The sequence below is a fragment of the Sulfitobacter profundi genome, from assembly GCF_042661425.1.
Taxonomy (GTDB): Bacteria; Pseudomonadota; Alphaproteobacteria; order Rhodobacterales; family Rhodobacteraceae; genus Sulfitobacter; species Sulfitobacter profundi.
The window spans coordinates 619,232-636,749 of record NZ_JBHSWA010000001.1 but is presented as its reverse complement, the minus strand read 5'-3'; the positions used below and the strand labels follow the sequence as shown (position 1 = coordinate 636,749).

Below are 17,518 nucleotides of genomic sequence, written 5' to 3'. Positions count from 1 at the left end.
TCACGCCCCTAACACATGCCGCATGACAAACACGGTCACGAAAGCCGTTGCCATGAAGGTCACCGTTGCCACGATCGACCGCGCCGAGCCACGGCTGATGCCGCAGACCCCGTGGCCCGAGGTACACCCATTGCCATAGGTCGCGCCAAAGCCGACCAGCAGCCCGGCCAGAGCCATCAAAAGCGGGTTCGAAGGCACCCACTGCTGCGGCCAGCCGCCCGAGACAATCAACCAAAGCGGTGCTGCCAGCAAAAGCCCCAGCACGAAGAAGAACGAAACGCCCCGCGCTTCGCCGTCACTGCTGCGCGCAAATAGCCGTGAGGTCAGCCCGCTGATGCCCGCGATGCGCCCGTTCGTCGCCATCAGCAGCACCGCCGAGGCTCCGATCAGCGCGCCGCCGCCCAGCGACAGCCAAGGTGTGAATTCGGTTTCCATCTCTCAACTCCTTACGCGCCCGCCTTGGCGGCTGGCTTGTCTCAGACTGTCATTTAGTATATATTACCCATTCCTAATATTCAATGATGCTAATATGAAAAACTCGGACGATTTCTTGGACGGTGACATTGCCGGAGCGGCTGCCCTGATGACGATGCTCGCATCAGAGGCGCGGTTGCAGATCTTGTGCCGGCTGCTGGGCGGAGAGCGTTCGGTTGGGGATTTGGCGCAGGCCTGCGGGTTGTCGCAATCCACCATGTCACAGCAGCTTAAAAAGCTGAAAGAAGCGGGGCTTGTGGACAGTCGCCGCGCGGGGCAGACGATCTTTTACCGGGTCAAAGGGCAGGAGGCCGTGGCCGTTCTGGAAACGCTGCACGGCCTCTACTGCGCGCAAAAATAATGCGCCCGGTAAAACCGGACGCCTCTTTCACGCTTTGCTATCCGCGTAGGATTTGACGAACTGGCCGATCTTCTCTTCGGTCAGGTCAATGCCGCGTGATTTGCCTTCTTGCAGGGCCGTGTCACCGTCCCATCCCTTGTCTGCCGCAAGGGCCATCAGCGTCATCGCCCCGGCCCGTTTGCCCGAGGCGCAGTGCAGGAACACCGGCTGCGGCAGGTCGTCCAGTGACTCGCGGAATTCGTCCACCGTCTCGGGGCCAAGCGTATCGGGCGTGACCGGATGGTGCAGGTAGTTCAGCCCCAGCTTCTCAGCCACCAGCCGCTCTTCATCGGGGGAGAGGCCGCCTTTTTCATCCGAGGCGCGGAAGTTTACCACTGTTTTCATCCCGGCCGAGGCCGCCTGTTCCAGTGCTTTGGCGTCCGGTGTGAACAGGGCCACGTTATGGGCAGGGTCGATGGTCGCGATCTTTTGGCTGTCGTCGGTCATTCTGGCCTCCTTCTCTGCGCGGGTGTCGTTTTCCCGCAGGCAATGGTTTCAGCAGCCTAACACCAGATCGACGCAACTGTTCCCTGCTCACCAAGTGGGCAGGGCGGCGGCCGCCTTATCCGAGTATTAAAGTCAGGATTGTCACTGCCGCCCGGTTTTGTTAGGCAGCAGGCAGAAATTCCGCTTGGCGCGAGAGGTGCTGCGACGATTCTGCCCAGCCGTGGCAGGCGTCCCAGCAACGCGCCGTGATCAAAGATAAACCCATCGGGAGCCACCCCATGCCGCATTTTCGTTCCGCGTTCCTCGCGGCCCTGTCCCTGACCTTTGCCCAAGGTGCCGCCGCCGAGACGCCTGCCGCCGCAGCGGCGACTGCGGCCCCCTCGCTCAAGGTCGAATTGAACGCCGCCGATACCACGGAGGCCAATTGCAAGCTGACCTTCCTCATCACGAACGACCTCTCTGCCCCCTTGGACAAGGCAGTTTATGAGACCGTGCTGTTCGACCGCGAAGGCACCGTGAACCGGCTGACCCTTTTCGACTTTGGTCAATTGCCCGTAGCCCGCCCGCGCGTGCGCCAATTCGTGGTGCCGCAGACCACCTGCGAAAACCTTGGCCGTATCCTGTTTAACGGTGCGCAAAGCTGCGAAGGCGCGGGGATCGCGGCGGGCACCTGCGAAAACGCGCTGGCCCCAGCAACCCGGACTGAGATCGAGGTGCTGGGCTGATGGATCAACTGGATGAACTGCTGACCCCTCTGCGGGGCATTGCCGAAACCGGTGGCCCGGTGGTGGTAATCCTGATGGCCGTGGCAGTGCTGACCCTCGCCGTGGCACTTTATAAAACATGGCAGTTCCGCGCCGCCGCCGTGGGCCGCCACCGGGCGCTGTCCGAAGCGGTCAATGCTTGGGAGCGTGGCGATGCAGCCGCTGCACGCTCTGCGCTGGGCCGGTCGAAAAGCTACCTCGCCCCGGTGATCGAATTGGCCATGTCTGCGCCCGACGCGGGCGCTTCGCGCTTGCAGGCCGAGGCCGAGTTGCGCTTTGCCAAGCTGGAGCGCGGCTTTCGTCTGCTCGATTCCGTGGCGCAGCTTGCCCCGCTCTTGGGCCTCTTCGGCACGGTTCTGGGCATGATCGAAGCCTTCCGCGCCTTGCAGGATGCAGGGTCGCAGGTGGATCCTTCGATCCTCGCGGGGGCATTTGGGTGGCGCTTCTGACCACTGCGGTGGGCCTCGTCGTTGCCATGCCGACCGCGCTGGTGCTCAGCTGGCTGGAGCAGCGGATGGAGACCGAGCGCGTCATCGCCGACAAGGCGATCCTCACCGTGCTGCACCCCGGCCAGAACGCGGCCCCCGCCGCCACACCTGCCGCGACCCAATTTGCCGCCGCCGCGCCCCGGCCAGCCCATGGCTAGGCCACGCCGGCGGCGCAACCGCCTCTCCATGACCTCTCTGATCGATGTGATCTTTCTGCTGTTGTTGTTTTTCATGCTGACCTCGACCTTCTCCAAATTTGCCGAGATCGAATTGGCCGCAGCGACATCCGGGGCAGGGGCTGAGACGGGGGCGAAACCGTTCTTTTTGCAACTGACCACCGAGGGGCTGCGCCTCAATGGCGATGCGCTGGCGCTTGACGCGCTGACCGCCAGCCCCTTGGCCGAGGCCGAGAAGGGCACGCCGCTTCTGGTCTCGCTCGGGGCCGAGGTCGAGGCGCAGGCGCTGGCCGATCTGCTCATCGCGCTGCGCGCCCTGCCGGGGCTCAGCGTCTCGGTTCTGGAGGGCTGACCATGCGTCCTATCGCCAAGGCCAAACCGCAACGCGAACCGACCATCGCGCTGATCAACATCGTCTTTCTGATGCTGGTCTTCTTCATGGTCGCGGGCACCCTGTCGCAGCCGCTGGATTCCGATCTGAACCTCGTGGAAACCCGTGAGCTTGAGGGCCGCGCGCCGCCCAATGCGCTGGTGGTCCACGCCGATGGCCGCATGACCTTCGCAGGCCAAGACCGCGCCAGCGTGGCTGAATTCATCGACGCGCTCCCCGAAGAAGAGCGCGACACCGTGCGGCTGCTGCCTGACCGCGCGCTGCCCGCCCGCCGCCTTGTGGAGCTGACCCGCGAGCTGCGCGGGGCCGGGGCAGAGCGCGTCATGCTTGTCACCGAAAGGGCGCTGCAATGATCCCCCGGTCCGGTCTTGTCAAAACATTCTCCGTCGGTATCGCCGCCAGCCTTGTGGTGGGCGTGTCGCAGCTCGCGCAAATTGACGACAGCGCCAAGATCGCGGGCGGCGGTGCGCCCGCCGCGGCCCAGCTTGGCACCCGGTTTGAGGATATGGCCGTCGGCACTCTAGAGGGAGAACCGGTGGAAGAGATCACGCCGACCCCCGAGCCCGAACCCTTGGAGACCGCCGAGGCGCCGCCGCCGACCCCCGCGCCAACGGTTACGCCCACGCCTGCCGCCGAGCCAATGCAAGCGGTGAAGGCAGAGCCCATGCACGTGGCCCCACCTCCCGCCACTGCGGCGCAGACACCCGTCTTGCCTGCCCTGACCCCGGTCGAAACCCCGCCCGAGACCACCAGCGCCACGCCGACCATCACAGCCGCGGCCCCGGTGCCCCCGGTCGAAACCCTCACCGCCGAGGCCGAGGACGATGCGCCACGCCTGTCGCAGCGCCCACAGCGCCGCGACCCCGAACGCGCCGCCGAGGCCGCCAAGAAGGCCAAGCCCGAGCCGCAGCCGAAACCCCAGAAAACCAAGCCCAAGCAAACCAAGCGCGGCAATGCGAAGCGCGACAACACCAAGGGCGCGCAGACTGCCAGCCGGGCGGGCAACGCCGCGCAGTCCGGCACCCGTCAGCGGGCCGCAGCACCTGCGGGCAACGCGGCGGCCAGCAACTATCCCGGCCAAGTGATGAGCCGCATCGGCCGCGTCGGCAAACCGCGTGTTCGCTCACGCGGGACCGCCGTGATCGCCTTTTCCATTGGCGGGGGCGGGCAGTTGGCTGGCGTCCGGGTGGCGCGCAGTTCCGGGTCGGCGGCGCTGGACCAAGCGGCGCTTGGCATCATACGGCAGGCCGCACCCTTTCCGCGCCCGCCCGCCGGGGCGCAGCGCAACTTCTCGATCCAGATCAAAGGCCGATGAGCGGGCGGAGGGCTCAGCCCTCTGCAATCACCCCGTCGACGGCCTTGCCCAGCATCTCTACCGTCATCTCGATTTCTTCGGGCGGAGAGGTAAAGGCCGGAGCCAGCAGAACGTGATCCCCCGCCGTGCCATCGGCACAGCCCTGCGCGGGATAGCAGATCATCCCGGCCTCCATCGCCGCCCGCTGAATCTTGCCCGCAAGGTTGCGGCTCACCTCAAAGGGCGTCTTGCTGTCGCGCTCGGCCACCAATTCGATGGACCAGAACAACCCGCGCCCGCGAATGTCACCGACATGGGCATGCTGGCCGAACCGCTCGCGCAGCGCCGTTTCCAACTGCTGCCCCCGCGCGCGCACCGCGCTCAGCAAATCGCGGCTCTCGACCTCTTGCAGCACAGCCAGCGCCCCCGCCGTCGCCACCGCGTGCGACATATAGGTATGCCCGTTCCACAGATTGCCGCTGCCCGCCATGATCGCGTCGATCACGCTTTCGCGGGCCATCACCGCCGCGATGGGCTGGTAGCCCGCGCCTAGCCCCTTGGCCATGGTGGTGATGTCGGCACAGATACCTTCCTGCTCAAGTGCGAAAAGGCTGCCGGTGCGCCCCATGCCGCACATCACTTCGTCGGCGATGAGCAGCACGCCGTGGCGGTCACAAATCTCACGCACCCGCTTGAAATACCCCGCAGGCGCGGGTTGTGAGCCGAGCGATGCGCCCACCACCGGCTCAGCCACAAAGGCGGCGACTGTCTCCGGCCCCAGTTCAACGATCCGCGTCTCCAACTGATCCGCCAAGCGTTGCGCGAAATCTGCCTCGCTCTCGCCCTCGCGTTGCAGGCGGTAGGCATAGGCCGCGTCGATATGTTCGACATCCATCAGCATCGGCGCAAAGGGCGCGCGGCGTCCGGCATGGCCGCCCACCGCCAGCGCGCCCAGTGTGTTGCCATGATAGCTGGGCTTGCGCGCGATGATTTTCGCCCGCGCTTTGTCGCCCCGCTCCAGATGATACTGCCGCGCGAGCTTCAGCGCCGCTTCCATCGCCTCGGACCCGCTGCCCAGATACATCACCCGCCCTTTGCCAGTGCCCTCAGGCGCGCGGGCGATCAAATGGTCGGCCAAAGCCTCTGCCGGGGTGTTGGTGAAGAGGCCGGTATGCGCAAAGGCGAGCTGGTCCATCTGCGCGGCGACAGCGGCGCGCACGGCGGCGTTGTCATGTCCAAGGCTCGACACCGCAGCGCCGCCGCAGGCATCCAGATAGCGTTTCCCCTTGTCATCAATAAGGAAATTTCCCTCTCCGCGCACGATCACAGGTTGCGTGGCGCGCAGGTTACGGTGCAATACATGGCTCATCGTAGAATCCGATCCTTGGGGTCGACCCTATTTACCGCTTCGCTTGCTGACTGCCACATTAATCAGCACACCGCGCGTATTCGGAAAAGCTTGGGCTGACCTAGGGTCAGGAGAAGCTTGACAGGTAAATTATTTTATCAAACGGTAAAATACCTAACCAACGGGGGATACAATATGACACAACGCAATCTCACACGCCGCTTCCTATTGGGCACGGCGGCCATGCTGGCCGGGGCCAGCCTTTTGCCACAGGGCGCGCTGGCTGCCGAGCCGCTTAAAGTGGCTGGCGTCTATACCGTGCCTGTCGAACAGCAATGGGTCAGCCGCATTCACAAAGCTGCCGAAGCCGCACAGGCGCGCGGCGACATCGAATATACCTTCACTGAAAACGTCTCCAACACCGACTACGCCCGCGTGCTGCGCGAATATGCCGAGGCCGGGAACCAGTTGATCGTCGGCGAAGTCTTTGGTGCCGAAGCCGAGGCGCGCGAGGTTGCCGCCGATTACCCAGATGTGGCATTCCTCATGGGCTCCAGCTTCAAGCAAGATGATGCGCTGCCCAATTTCGCGGTCTTCGACAACTACATCCAAGATGCGGCGTATCTGTCGGGCATCATCGCCGGTGCCATGACTGAGAGCGGCAACATCGGCATGGTCGGCGGCTTCCCCATCCCTGAGGTCAACCGCCTGATGCATGCCTTCATGGCGGGTGCCGCGGAAATGAACCCGGATATCAAGTTCCAAGTGAGCTTTATCGGCTCTTGGTTCGATCCGCCCAAAGCCAAGGAGACCGCCTTCGCCATGGTGGAGCAGGGGGCCGACGTGCTCTATGCCGAGCGTTTTGGCGTGTCGGACGCGGCGCAGGAAAAGGGCATTCTGGCCATCGGCAATGTGATCGACACGCAAGCCGAGTACCCCGAAACCGTCGTCGCCTCGGCCCTGTGGCATTTTGAGCCAACCCTTGATGCCGCCATCGCCGCCGTCAAAGCAGGCGAGTTCATGGCCGACGACTATGGCCGCTATTCCTTCATGTCCGAGGGCGGGTCTTCACTGGCTCCGCTTGGCACCTTCGAGGGCAAGATCCCGCAAGAGGCGCTTGATCTGGTCAAGGAACGCGAGCAGGCGATCAAGAATGGCTCCTTCACCGTCGACATCAACGACGAAGAACCGAAGTCCTCTTAATGACCGATCCAAGACCCGAGGCGCAGGTTGTCCTGCGCCTCGATAATATTACCAAACGATTTGGCAAGCTCACCGCCAATGACGCGATCAGCTTTGATCTGCGGCAGGGCGAAGTCATTGCCCTGCTGGGCGAAAACGGCGCGGGCAAGACCACGCTGATGAATATCCTGTTCGGCCATTACACGCCCGACGAAGGCTTTGTGGAGGTCTTCGGCCAAGGTCTGCCCGCGGGCAATCCGCGCGCCGCGCTGGCCGCAGGCGTGGGCATGGTGCACCAGCATTTCACGCTGGCCGACAATATGACCGTGCTGGAAAATATCGTGCTCGGCACCCGCTCGATCTGGCGCCCCGGTTTTGGCCGTGCGCAGGCGCGGCAGCGGATTGTCACGCTGATGGAGGACTACGGGCTGAGGGTGGACCCTGATGCACAGGTCGGCAGCCTGAGCGTGGGTGAGCGGCAGCGGGTTGAGATCCTCAAAGCCCTTTACCGCGAGGCGCGTATCCTGATTTTGGACGAGCCCACCGCCGTTCTCACCCCGCAAGAGACCGACGATCTTTTTGCCACCATGCGCAAAGCCGTGGCGCTTGGCCTCTCGGTGATCTTTATCTCGCACAAGCTGCATGAGGTCATGGCGATCTCCTCGCGCGTCGTCGTACTGCGCCACGGCAGGCTGGTGGCCGAGGCCAAGACAGCCGAGACCGACCGCGCCGCAATGGCGCAGATGATGGTCGGCTCCGAGGTCGCCGCCCCCGTGGTGCGCCGCGCCGATCCCGGCGAGGCACTGGTCACGCTTGCAGGTGTCACCACGCCCGACATCGGCTCTGCGCCGGGGCTGAAAAACGTCGACCTCGAACTGCGCGCAGGTCAGATCACCGGCCTCGCTGGGGTCTCCGGCAACGGCCAAACCGCGCTGGCCGACCTAATCGGCGGGCTGATCCGCCCCACCTCCGGTGCGTTTCACGTGAAGGACGACGCGCCGCGCGGTTGGTCGCCCCATGCCGCCATAAGCGCAGGCATCGCCCGCATCCCCGAAGACCGCCACAAGACCGGCACCATCGCTGATTTCGACCTCACCGAAAACGCGGTGCTTGAGCTTTACTCGCGCCCCGGTTTCTCCCGCCACGGCTGGATGAACTGGCGCGCCGCGCGTGATTTTGCCGCCAAGATCATCCAAGGATACGACGTGCGCTGCCCCGGTCCGGAAACCCGCATCCGGCTGCTGTCGGGCGGCAATATGCAAAAGCTGATCTTGGGCCGCGTGTTGGAGACCGCGCCTTCGGTCGTGCTGGCCAACCAGCCGGTGCGCGGCCTCGACATCGGAGCGCTCACTTATGTGCACGAACAACTCTTGGCCGCCCGCGACCGGGGGGCGGCGGTGCTGCTGATCTCCGAAGACCTCGACGAGGTCACGGCGCTCTCGGACGTGATCCACGTGATCTCGGAAGGCCGATTGTCGCCCGGTTTCTCTCGTGGCGAACTCACGCCCGCCGAGCTTGGCGTCTGGATGGCCGGGGACGGTTTCGAGGAGACATCCCATGCGGCTTGAACCCGTCACCAACCCGACATGGACCCGCTCGCTGGGCCTGCCCGCGCTGGCGCTTTTCGCTACGGTGGTTGCCGCGTCTTTGCTGGCGATGGTCGCAGGCGCGCAGCCGTTTTCAGTGCTCGGCCTGATCGTTAAGGGCGCCTTCGGCTCCAAATTCGCCACGCTGGAGACGCTCAACCGCGCCACGCCGTTGATCTTTACCGGTCTCGCCGTGGCCGTCGCCTTTCGCGCGAAACTGTGGAACATCGGGGCCGAGGCGCAACTTTACATGGGCGCGGTGGTCACTGTGGTCTTGGGCACCGGCGCGCTGGCATGGCCCGCCTTTGCCCTGCTGCCCACCATCGCCGTGGCTGCCATGCTCGGCGGTGCGCTGGTGCTGCTGGTCCCGACCTTTCTGAAAACCCGCTTCGGCGTCGATGAAGTCGTCACCACGCTTTTGCTCAATTTCGTCGTTCTGCTTTGGGTCTCTATGCTGCTCGAAGGATCGCTGAAAGACCCGATGGGCCTCGGCTGGCCCAAATCCGCGCGGCTCATTGGCGAGGCGCGGCTGCCACGCATGGTCGACGGGCTGCGCCTGCACTGGGGCTTTGGCCTCGCACTGATCTCTGCCCTTATTGTCTGGGTCATCCAGCGCCGCACCACGCTCGGCTACGAGATGCGCGCCGTGGGCCTCAACCCCGCAGCGGCACGTTTCGCGGGCATCCCGGTGAACCGCGTGCTGATCAAAACCGCACTGCTGTCGGGTGGCCTCGCGGCCCTCGCAGGGTTTTCCGAAGTGGCAGGGCTGAAGGGCAGCCTCACGTTGGATATTTCGCCGGGCTTTGGCTACACCGGCATCATTGTCGCCATGCTGGCGCTGCTGAACCCGCTTGGCGTGGTGGTCGCCGCCCTCTTCGTCGCGGGCATCTTCGTCGGCGCCGACAGCATGAGCCGCGCGGCGGGCGTGCCGACGTATCTGGCTGACATCATGCTGGCGCTGGCGCTTCTGGCGATGGTGCTGGCGATCATGCTGACCAAATTCCGGGTGAGGCGCGACTGATGGATATTCTCGACATTCTCCTTCAGGCGAGCTTTTGGACCGCCGCCATCCGCATCGCCTCGCCGCTGATCTTTGCCGCTCTGGGCGAGTTGATCTGTGAGCGAGCAGGGGTGCTGAACCTCGGCATCGAAGGCATCATGGTCGTCGGCGCTTTCGCCGGCTGGCTCACCGTCTATCTCGGCGGCGGCCTGTGGTTCGGCGTGGCGGTGGCAATGCTATCGGGCATGGCCTTTGGCTTGGTGCATGGGGTGCTGACGGTGCCCTTTGGCCTCAGCCAGCATGTCGTCGGCCTTGGCATCACGCTGCTGGCCACATCGCTGACCTACTATTGCTACCGTCTGGTGCTGCCCGAGGTCACCTCGCCGCCGAAGATTGAAGCCTTCCAACCGCTTGAAATCCCGATCCTCTCCGATATCCCCGTGATCGGCCCTGCGCTTTTTAACCAGACCCCGCTGACCTATCTCGCCTTTGTGCTGGTCGTCGCTGTGACGTTGGTCCTTTACCGCACGCCCATGGGCCTTGCCCTGCGCGCAGCGGGCGAAAACCCGGCCGCGGTCGAGGCACAGGGGCTCAGCGTTTCTGCCATCCGCATCGGCGCAGTGATGGTCGGCAGCGGGTTTATGGCCGTGGGCGGGGCGTTTCTGACCATGTCGGCGTTCAACTCCTTCTTCTTTGAGATGGTCAACGGACGCGGGTGGATCTGCATCGCGCTGGTGGTCTTCGGCTCATGGAAACCGGGCAAGACGCTCTTGGGCGCGGTGCTGTTCGCGGCCTTTGATGCGTTGCAAATCCGCGTGCAGCAGACGCCGCTCGGGGCGGATATTCCCTATCAAATCTTCCTGATGGCGCCTTATATCCTGTCGATCCTCGCGCTGGTCGTGATGTCCCGCCGGGCACAGGTGCCAGCGGCGCTGATGGTGCCGTTCAACAAGGGGGAGCGCTGAGTTGGCACTTCCCATCACGCCCTTCGCCGGGCCAAATCAATCACACGAGTAACCCCATGTTCGACCTCATCATCAAAGGCGGCACACTCCCCGATGGCCGCAGCACCGACATCGGCATCAAGGCCGACAAAATCACCGCCATCGAAGACCTCTCTACCGCTGAAGCGCGCGAGACCATCGACGCCAGCGGCGACCTCGTCAGCCCGCCCTTCGTCGACCCACATTTCCACATGGATGCCACGCTCAGCTACGGCACCCCGCGGATCAACGCTTCGGGCACGCTTCTGGAGGGCATCGGCCTCTGGGGCGAACTCAAAGAGGTCATGACCCAAGACGAGGTCAAAGCCCGCGCGCTGGAATATTGCGACTGGGCCGCCTCGCTCGGCCTGCTGGCGATCCGCAGCCATGTCGACACCTGCGATGACCGGCTCCTAGGCGTCGAAGCCCTGCTCGACGTGCGCGAAACGGTCAAAGACTACATCGACCTGCAACTCGTCGCCTTCCCCCAAGACGGGCTCTACCGCGACCCGACGGCGCATGAGAACACCATTCGCGCCCTCGACATGGGCGTCGACGTTGTCGGCGGCATCCCGCATTTCGAGCGTACCATGGCCGACGGCGCACGCTCCGTCACAGCACTCTGCGAACTCGCCGCCGAGCGCGGCCTGATGGTCGATCTGCATTGCGACGAGACCGACGACCCCCATTCGCGTCACATTGAGACTCTGGCCTATGAGACCCAACGCCTCGGCCTACAGGGCAGGGTGGCTGGCTCGCACCTCACTTCAATGCATTCGATGGACAACTACTATGTCTCGAAACTGTTGCCGCTGATGGCCGAGGCTGAGGTCGCCGCGATTCCCAATCCGCTGATCAACATCACCCTGCAGGGCCGCCACGATACCTATCCCAAACGCCGTGGCCTGACCCGCGTGAAAGAAATGCAGGCCATGGGCATCGACGTCGGATGGGGGCAGGATTGCGTGATGGACCCGTGGTATTCCATGGGCACGGGCGACATGCTCGACGTGGCCTTCATGGGGCTGCATGTGGCGCAAATGACCTCGCCCGAGGAAATGCACCGCTGTTTCGACATGGTGACGAATGTGAACGCGCGGATTCTGGGCTTGCAGGACTATGGCCTCAAGGTCGGCGCGACGGCCTCCATGGTGGTGCTGGACGCGGGCAACCCGATTGAGGCGCTGCGCCTGCGGCCCGACCGTCTGTGCGTGGTGGCCAAGGGGCGGGTGATCTCACGCCAGTCGCGCAATGATGCGCGGCTCAGCCTGCCCGGGCGGCCGGACAGCGTACGCCGCCGCCACAGCGCACATTCGTAAAACCGCTCTCTAGCTGACTTTTGATCGGCCCCTCTCACCGGGGGCCGATTTCGCATCTAAGGCCGATTGAACTCCGCTGCATCCAATGCTATGTTAGCGCTAACCGCGCCAATCCGCCCGAAACCGGGCCACCGGAGGACCCACCATGACCACAAAAATCGCGATCAACGGCTTTGGCCGCATCGGACGTTGCGTGCTGCGCGCGCTGATCGAGAACGGCTTTGACGGGATCGAAGTCGTTGCCATCAACGATCTGACCGATGCCGAAAACCTGTTGCACCTGCTGAAATACGACTCCGTCCATGGTCGCCTGACCGCGGACGCGGAATTGAAAGACGGCAGCCTGCATGTCGCAGGCCAGACCATCCGCATGACGGCGGAACGTGACCCGGCGAAACTGCCTTGGGGCGATGTCGATGTGGCCTATGAATGCACCGGTTTCTTCACCACGCGCGATGCGGCGGCGAAGCATTTGGAAAACGGCAGCAAGCGGGTGCTGATCTCGGCCCCCGGCAAGGGCGTCGACCGCACCGTGGTCTACGGGGTGAACCATCAAGAACTGACCGCCGAAGACGTGATCGTTTCCAACGCCTCTTGCACCACCAACTGCCTCGCTCCGGTGGCCAAGGTGCTCGACGACACCTTTGGGATCGAGACCGGCTATATGACCACGATCCACGCCTATACCGGCGACCAGCCGACCCACGACAGCCCGCACCGCGATCCGTATCGGGGCCGCGCCGCTGCCCTGTCGATGGTGCCAACGTCCACCGGTGCCGCTGCCGCGATTTCCGAGGTAATCCCGCATCTTAAAGGCGTGCTCGAAGGCTCTGCCGTGCGGGTGCCAACGGCCAATGTCTCGCTCGTTGATCTGTGCATCATGCCCAAGAAAACCGCCACGGCAGAGGCGGTGAACGCGGCGATGCAAGAGGCGGCCAACGGTGCGCTGAAGGGCGTGCTGGCCTATGAACCCGCGCCATTGGTTTCGGCTGATTTCAACCACGATCCGCATTCCTCGACCCTTGCCCCCGAGCAGACGCGGGTGACCGATGGCGGCATGATCCGCGTGGTCAGCTGGTACGACAATGAATGGGGTTTCTCGAACCGCATGAACGACACCGCGCGTGCGCTTGCCGCGTTGATCTAAGCCGAGAGTTCTGGGGCGCGGGGAGGTCCTTCCCGCGTTCCACTCTACAGCGACGCCGCCGCTCGGCTCGCTTGGTCATATTGCCCCGACATCGCCCGAAGCTGCGCTGCTATCTGGCGCAATTCCTCGCCCGAGATATCGGTGCGCGGCAATCCATCGAGAAAGCAGGCCTGCCGGATCGCGCGATAGGCTTCGCAAAGATCGGACCCCGCGGCGGAGGTGCGATAAAACACCTCCTTCCCGCGCTTTTCGGCACTCAGCAGTTCGGCCTTTACCAATTTGCGCAGCGCATAGTTCACCGTATGCGTGTCTTCGATATTCAGCAGAAAACAGATATCCGTCAGCCGCTTTTCCCGGCCCCGGTGATTGGCGTTGTGCAGTACGAGGATTTCCAGCGGCGTCAGATCTCCATTGCCCGCCGCCGCCATGCAGCGCGACATCCAGCGGGTGAAAGCATTGTAGGCGATGATCATCCCGTATTCGAGTTCGGAGGCTTCCCAGCCGTCGCCCTCGGCCAAATGCCGCGAAGAGACGATCCGGCGTGACGGGGTGGGGGATACTTCTTCCGACATGCGGTGCCTCCGGTTGTTTTATCCGGATAACGTTACAAAGACGCTGACGAGTTACAAGCGTTCCGGCGCGTGCTGCGGTGGGAAGATCAAATTGCAACAGGTTGCACTGCCACATTCATGCCATCTTCCGCGAGGGCAGCGGCTTTGTTAGGCTGGCGTTAATAAAAATACGTGAGGCAGGCAGAGCAGCAATGAAAACGGGCTTTCGAGGCACGTTTGTCATCAGCTGGTCGCAAACAGAGATCGACGGTCTGGAGGCCGCGCCGGTTCAGTCGCTCGAACTGGGCTCGGCTTGGTCGTGGCGCGGGGATACTCTCCGTGTGGATGGGCCGAACGATGTGTTGCGGCTGGATATGGCGGACGGGGCAGAGCAGCTGCGCAAACGCGCGGCCCGCAAGGTGCAGCGCCTGATCGGCGCAGCGCTGGAGGAGGGCGGCGTGATGCCTTCCAAACCCCAGCGTGGAGACCATACCGCCCCACCGCTCGACAACAGTTTCATGGTCACCAACGGTGCGCGGACCTACACGGTCACGCTGATTGACGCAGGCCAAGGTCGCACACCGCTGTTGATGTTTGTCGATGAATTGCCACCGCGGGATTGCGAACTGTGGGTGATGCACAGCACGCTCAAGCCGCAGCGCGATGAGCTTTCAGAGGCCGAAAGCGGTGGTGTGATTTGCTTTACCCCCGGCACCCGCATCCGCACCCCCATGGGCAGCGCCCTCATCGAAGAGCTGCGCGAAGGTGATCTGATCCAGACCAAAGACAACGGCGCGCAGCCGCTCGAATGGATCGGCAGCCGCCGCATGAGCGGCGCACGGCTGCATGCCATGCCTCATCTGCGCCCTGTGCGGTTACGCCCCGGCGCGTTAGGGATCGCGCAGCCAGACGCTTCACTGCTGGTCTCGCCGGATCACCGGATCGTGCTGAAAGGCCCGCAGGCCCGTGATCTGTTCAATTGTGACGAGGTGCTGGTCGCGGCCAAAGACCTGATTAACGGGCGCAGCGTGGCCAGCGATATGTCCCTGCGCGAAGTGACCTATATCCATGTGCTGCTGGCCGAGCATCAGGTGATGTGGGCCAATGGGGTCGAAACCGAGAGCTTTCATCCCGCCGCAGCCCCGCTCACCAGTCTTGGCGCGCAGGATCGGGCGCGGCTTTTGGCGGCGCATCCGCTGTTGGAGGCTGATCCGCACAGTTACGGCGCGTTCGCGCGGCGCAATCTCAGCACGTCAGAGGCAGCGATCCTGCGGCATGTGGCCTGAGGGCCGGGCGCTGACGCCCGACCTTACGTTTGGGGTTTAGCCCTCGGCATCTTCTTTGATCAGCGCCGCGATGATCGCCCGCGCGCTCTCAGAGTCCCATTCCGCATCGCCCTGCAACCGGGCAATCTCGCGACCTTCGCGGTCTAAAAGCACGCTGATCGGCAGGCCGAAAACGCCCATTTGGCTGGCGAGCTTTTGTTTCGGGTCTTGGTGGCGGGGCAGGCTGTCGACGCCGGCCTCTTCAAAGAAACGCTTGATCCCTTCCTCTGAATTGCGGCCTGTGGCGATGGTCAGCACCTGAAAATCATCGCCTCCGAATTCCTTTTGCAGCGCGTTCAACTGCGGCATTTCCTTGCGGCAGGGCGCGCACCATGTGGCCCAGAAGTTCACCAGCACGATCTTACCTTCGTAATCCTCCAGCGACATCGCCTCGCCATCGTCCTCACGCTCAAAGGTCACGTCAGAGGCCGCTTGTGGCGCGTCATGGATCACAAGTTTCTTCATGTCCCCGTCGCGCAGCCCCGCGATGTCAGCCGTTCCAGCAAGGGCGGGGTTTGCACCTGCGACAAGCAGCGTATAAACGAAGCCGAGCACGAGATTTTTCATACGTCCCTCCAAGGGTATTCAACATGACCGACACGACCTCGAACAAAATGTGGGGTGGCCGTTTCGCCGCCGGACCGGACGCGATCATGGAGGCGATCAACGCCTCGATCGGGTTCGACAAACGGATGGCCGCACAAGACATCGCCGGGTCGCGTGCCCATGCCGCCATGCTGGCAGCCACGGGCATTCTGACTGATAACGACGCCGACGCGATACGGGAAGGGCTTCTCACGATCTTGTCAGAGATCGAAGAGGGCCGGTTCGAGTTCTCTGCAGCACTCGAAGACATTCACATGAACGTCGAAGCGCGGTTGAAAGATCTGATCGGGGAGCCCGCAGGCCGCTTGCACACGGGCCGCTCGCGTAATGACCAAGTCGCCACCGATTTTAAACTCTGGGTGCGCGATCAGTTGGACGCTGCCGATGAGGGTCTGCAAGCCCTGATCCGCGCGCTTTTGTCTCAGGCCGAAGTGGGCGCTGATTGGGTCATGCCCGGTTTCACCCACCTGCAAACCGCGCAGCCCGTGACATGGGGCCATCACATGATGGCCTATGTCGAAATGTTTGGCCGCGATCTCTCGCGCATCCGCGATGCGCGTCGCCGTATGAACGAATGCCCGCTGGGGGCCGCCGCACTGGCTGGCACCTCCTTCCCGATTGACCGGGACATGACAGCAGAGGCGCTCGGCTTTGACTGCCCCGCGGCGAACAGCCTCGATGCCGTCAGCGACCGCGACTTCGCGTTGGAGTTCATGGGGGCCGCCAGCATCTGCGCCATGCATCTGTCGCGCTTTGCCGAGGAATTGGTGATTTGGTCGTCGGCACAGTTCCGCTTCGTGGCGCTGTCGGACCGTTTCTCGACCGGCTCAAGCATCATGCCGCAAAAGAAAAACCCCGACGCTGCCGAGCTGATCCGCGCCAAAGTGGGCCGTATCTTTGGTGCAAATACCGCGCTGATGATGGTGATGAAGGGCCTGCCGCTGGCCTACTCCAAGGACATGCAGGAAGATAAAGAACAGGTCTTTGACGCCGCCGACAACCTGATGCTGGCGCTCGCCGCGATGACCGGGATGGTGGGCGACATGACTGCGGAGCGCGAGAACCTCGCCGCCGCCGCGGGCTCGGGATTCTCCACCGCCACCGATCTGGCCGACTGGCTGGTGCGAGTGCCGAACCTGCCGTTCCGCGACGCGCACCATGTGACCGGCACGCTGGTCGCCATGGCCGAGGCGCAGGGCTGCGATCTGCCGGACCTCACGCTGGAACAGATGCAATCGGTGCACGCCGAGATCACTAAGGACGTTTTCGATGTGCTTGGCGTCGAAAACTCGGTAAACTCGCGCATGTCCTATGGCGGCACCGCCCCTGCGCAGGTGCGTGCCCAAGTCGAGCGTTGGAAGGAAATTCTGAAGTGAAACGCGCCCTCGCGACCCTTGCTTTGCTAAGCCTTGCCGCCTGTGGCGCGGATGGCGAACCTGTGAAACCGACAGCCAGCAGCACAATCACCATGTCGTCTTCGGGCGTGTCGGTCGGCACTGCTGTCGGGCTGCGCCGCGGGCCGTTTTCGCTGGCGCTTGGGGTCGGGTCGTGAGGCCGCTTTTGCAGATTGCTCTGGTGGTCGGGACACTTAGCTTGGCCGCCTGCACCCCGCCGCAGCCATCGGCGCGGCAAGATGCGCCGCCGCCAGCCGAACCGGGGATCAGCCTGTCGGGCTATGCCACCGTCGGCGTGGCAAAGACTTTCTGATGTCGCCCCTGCGCATGCTCTACCTCGCCCTCGCGGTCTGGGGCACGATCCATCCGATGTACTACTTCATCACTTGGTTCAACGCCGAAGGCTGGAGCCTCAGCGCCATGGTCGATGCTTGGCACGCCAATGCCGCCGCCAGCGGGCTGGTTTGGGATCTGACCATCGCTGCCGTCACATTAACCATCTGGATCATCGCCGAGGTCGCCGTGCGCCGGAATTTCAGCGCGCTGATTGCCATTCCCGCCACGTTCTGTATTGGGGTGAGCTGTGGCCTGCCGCTCTATCTGTTTCTGCGGACAGCGCCGATCAAATAGGGCCGGGACGACG

General features: G+C 63.6%; 21 protein-coding genes and 1 pseudogene. 17 read left to right on the top strand and 5 right to left on the bottom strand.

The features are described from left to right. The gene (locus tag ACFQAU_RS03460; protein ID WP_067628499.1) at window positions 1-435 is read right to left on the bottom strand and encodes a YeeE/YedE family protein; all 435 of its coding nucleotides are present in this window, start codon (window positions 433-435) and stop codon (window positions 1-3) included. A 94-nt stretch (window positions 436-529) separates the two neighbouring features. Here ACFQAU_RS03460 and ACFQAU_RS03455 point away from each other — a divergent pair, with 94 nt between their 5' ends. Continuing rightward, window positions 530-835 carry an ArsR/SmtB family transcription factor gene (locus ACFQAU_RS03455; RefSeq protein ID WP_067628498.1) on the top strand — a complete coding sequence of 102 codons (306 nt, stop codon included), beginning with the start codon at window positions 530-532 and terminating at the stop codon, window positions 833-835. A 27-nt stretch (window positions 836-862) separates the two neighbouring features. Here the strand turns inward: ACFQAU_RS03455 and ACFQAU_RS03450 are convergent, their stop codons facing one another. Beyond that, the gene (locus tag ACFQAU_RS03450; RefSeq protein WP_132445047.1) at window positions 863-1,321 is read right to left on the bottom strand and encodes a protein tyrosine phosphatase family protein; all 459 of its coding nucleotides are present in this window, start codon (window positions 1,319-1,321) and stop codon (window positions 863-865) included. Window positions 1,322-1,599: 278 nt separating this feature from the next. On the opposite strand from ACFQAU_RS03450, the gene ACFQAU_RS03445 reads away from it, so the two are divergent. From ACFQAU_RS03445 to tolA, 5 genes and pseudogenes are all read left to right on the top strand, one after another. Then, the gene (locus tag ACFQAU_RS03445; protein WP_132445049.1) at window positions 1,600-2,046 is read left to right on the top strand and encodes a hypothetical protein; all 447 of its coding nucleotides are present in this window, start codon (window positions 1,600-1,602) and stop codon (window positions 2,044-2,046) included. Continuing rightward, window positions 2,046-2,731, top strand: a pseudogene (locus ACFQAU_RS03440) (MotA/TolQ/ExbB proton channel family protein). Before ACFQAU_RS03445 ends, ACFQAU_RS03440 begins: the two are co-directional and overlap by 1 nt. Then, window positions 2,724-3,101, top strand: coding sequence for a biopolymer transporter ExbD (locus ACFQAU_RS03435; RefSeq protein ID WP_132445053.1), 378 nt, complete (start codon window positions 2,724-2,726; stop codon window positions 3,099-3,101). Before ACFQAU_RS03440 ends, ACFQAU_RS03435 begins: the two are co-directional and overlap by 8 nt. Window positions 3,102-3,103: 2 nt before the next feature. Beyond that, window positions 3,104-3,493, top strand: a complete 390-nt coding sequence (locus ACFQAU_RS03430) for an ExbD/TolR family protein (RefSeq protein WP_120350451.1) — start codon at window positions 3,104-3,106, stop codon at window positions 3,491-3,493. Then, window positions 3,490-4,455 (top strand): cell envelope integrity protein TolA, encoded by a 966-nt coding sequence (gene tolA / locus ACFQAU_RS03425; protein ID WP_386280534.1) that lies wholly within the window; start codon window positions 3,490-3,492, stop codon window positions 4,453-4,455. Before ACFQAU_RS03430 ends, tolA begins: the two co-directional genes overlap by 4 nt. A gap of 13 nt (window positions 4,456-4,468) precedes the next feature. Here tolA and ACFQAU_RS03420 read toward each other — a convergent pair whose 3' ends face one another. After that, window positions 4,469-5,803 (bottom strand): aspartate aminotransferase family protein, encoded by a 1,335-nt coding sequence (locus ACFQAU_RS03420; RefSeq protein ID WP_132446515.1) that lies wholly within the window; start codon window positions 5,801-5,803, stop codon window positions 4,469-4,471. A 174-nt stretch (window positions 5,804-5,977) separates the two neighbouring features. Here ACFQAU_RS03420 and ACFQAU_RS03415 point away from each other — a divergent pair, with 174 nt between their 5' ends. The 6 genes from ACFQAU_RS03415 (at window position 5,978) to gap (ending at window position 12,999) form a co-directional block, all read left to right on the top strand. Further along, the gene (locus tag ACFQAU_RS03415; RefSeq protein ID WP_120350454.1) at window positions 5,978-6,985 is read left to right on the top strand and encodes a BMP family protein; all 1,008 of its coding nucleotides are present in this window, start codon (window positions 5,978-5,980) and stop codon (window positions 6,983-6,985) included. Beyond that, on the top strand, window positions 6,985-8,532 hold the full coding sequence (locus tag ACFQAU_RS03410) for an ABC transporter ATP-binding protein (RefSeq protein ID WP_132446517.1): 1,548 nt from the start codon (window positions 6,985-6,987) through the stop codon (window positions 8,530-8,532). Before ACFQAU_RS03415 ends, ACFQAU_RS03410 begins: the two co-directional genes overlap by 1 nt. Then, the gene (locus ACFQAU_RS03405) at window positions 8,522-9,571 is read left to right on the top strand and encodes an ABC transporter permease (protein ID WP_132446519.1); all 1,050 of its coding nucleotides are present in this window, start codon (window positions 8,522-8,524) and stop codon (window positions 9,569-9,571) included. The genes ACFQAU_RS03410 and ACFQAU_RS03405 overlap by 11 nt, the downstream gene beginning before the upstream one ends. Then, window positions 9,571-10,515, top strand: coding sequence for an ABC transporter permease (locus ACFQAU_RS03400; RefSeq protein WP_132446521.1), 945 nt, complete (start codon window positions 9,571-9,573; stop codon window positions 10,513-10,515). The genes ACFQAU_RS03405 and ACFQAU_RS03400 overlap by 1 nt, the downstream gene beginning before the upstream one ends. Window positions 10,516-10,571: 56 nt before the next feature. Next, on the top strand, window positions 10,572-11,852 hold the full coding sequence (locus ACFQAU_RS03395) for an amidohydrolase family protein (RefSeq protein WP_132446523.1): 1,281 nt from the start codon (window positions 10,572-10,574) through the stop codon (window positions 11,850-11,852). 145 nt (window positions 11,853-11,997) lie between these two features. Continuing rightward, on the top strand, window positions 11,998-12,999 hold the full coding sequence (gene gap, locus ACFQAU_RS03390; protein ID WP_132446525.1) for a type I glyceraldehyde-3-phosphate dehydrogenase: 1,002 nt from the start codon (window positions 11,998-12,000) through the stop codon (window positions 12,997-12,999). Window positions 13,000-13,043: 44 nt separating this feature from the next. On the opposite strand, the gene ACFQAU_RS03385 is transcribed toward gap, so the two are convergent. After that, window positions 13,044-13,571: a winged helix DNA-binding protein gene (locus tag ACFQAU_RS03385; RefSeq protein ID WP_132446527.1), complete on the bottom strand. Its 528-nt coding sequence runs from the start codon at window positions 13,569-13,571 to the stop codon at window positions 13,044-13,046. Window positions 13,572-13,762: 191 nt separating this feature from the next. Here ACFQAU_RS03385 and ACFQAU_RS03380 point away from each other — a divergent pair, with 191 nt between their 5' ends. Then, entirely contained in the window at window positions 13,763-14,836 is a 1,074-nt protein-coding gene (locus ACFQAU_RS03380; RefSeq protein WP_132446530.1) for a Hint domain-containing protein, read from the top strand. Window positions 14,837-14,872: 36 nt separating this feature from the next. Here the strand turns inward: ACFQAU_RS03380 and ACFQAU_RS03375 are convergent, their stop codons facing one another. Beyond that, on the bottom strand, window positions 14,873-15,442 hold the full coding sequence (locus ACFQAU_RS03375; protein WP_132446532.1) for a TlpA family protein disulfide reductase: 570 nt from the start codon (window positions 15,440-15,442) through the stop codon (window positions 14,873-14,875). Between the two features lie 23 nt (window positions 15,443-15,465). On the opposite strand from ACFQAU_RS03375, the gene argH reads away from it, so the two are divergent. The 4 genes from argH to ACFQAU_RS03355 are packed head-to-tail and all read left to right on the top strand — an operon-like array spanning window position 15,466 to window position 17,505. Further along, window positions 15,466-16,857 carry an argininosuccinate lyase gene (gene argH, locus ACFQAU_RS03370; protein WP_132446534.1) on the top strand — a complete coding sequence of 464 codons (1,392 nt, stop codon included), beginning with the start codon at window positions 15,466-15,468 and terminating at the stop codon, window positions 16,855-16,857. Continuing rightward, window positions 16,854-17,033, top strand: a complete 180-nt coding sequence (locus ACFQAU_RS03365; protein ID WP_067628460.1) for a hypothetical protein — start codon at window positions 16,854-16,856, stop codon at window positions 17,031-17,033. Before argH ends, ACFQAU_RS03365 begins: the two co-directional genes overlap by 4 nt. Next, the gene (locus tag ACFQAU_RS03360; protein ID WP_161487440.1) at window positions 17,030-17,188 is read left to right on the top strand and encodes a hypothetical protein; all 159 of its coding nucleotides are present in this window, start codon (window positions 17,030-17,032) and stop codon (window positions 17,186-17,188) included. Before ACFQAU_RS03365 ends, ACFQAU_RS03360 begins: the two co-directional genes overlap by 4 nt. Beyond that, window positions 17,188-17,505 (top strand): DUF2834 domain-containing protein, encoded by a 318-nt coding sequence (locus ACFQAU_RS03355; RefSeq protein WP_120350464.1) that lies wholly within the window; start codon window positions 17,188-17,190, stop codon window positions 17,503-17,505. The genes ACFQAU_RS03360 and ACFQAU_RS03355 overlap by 1 nt, the downstream gene beginning before the upstream one ends. Window positions 17,506-17,518 lie beyond the last annotated feature (13 nt).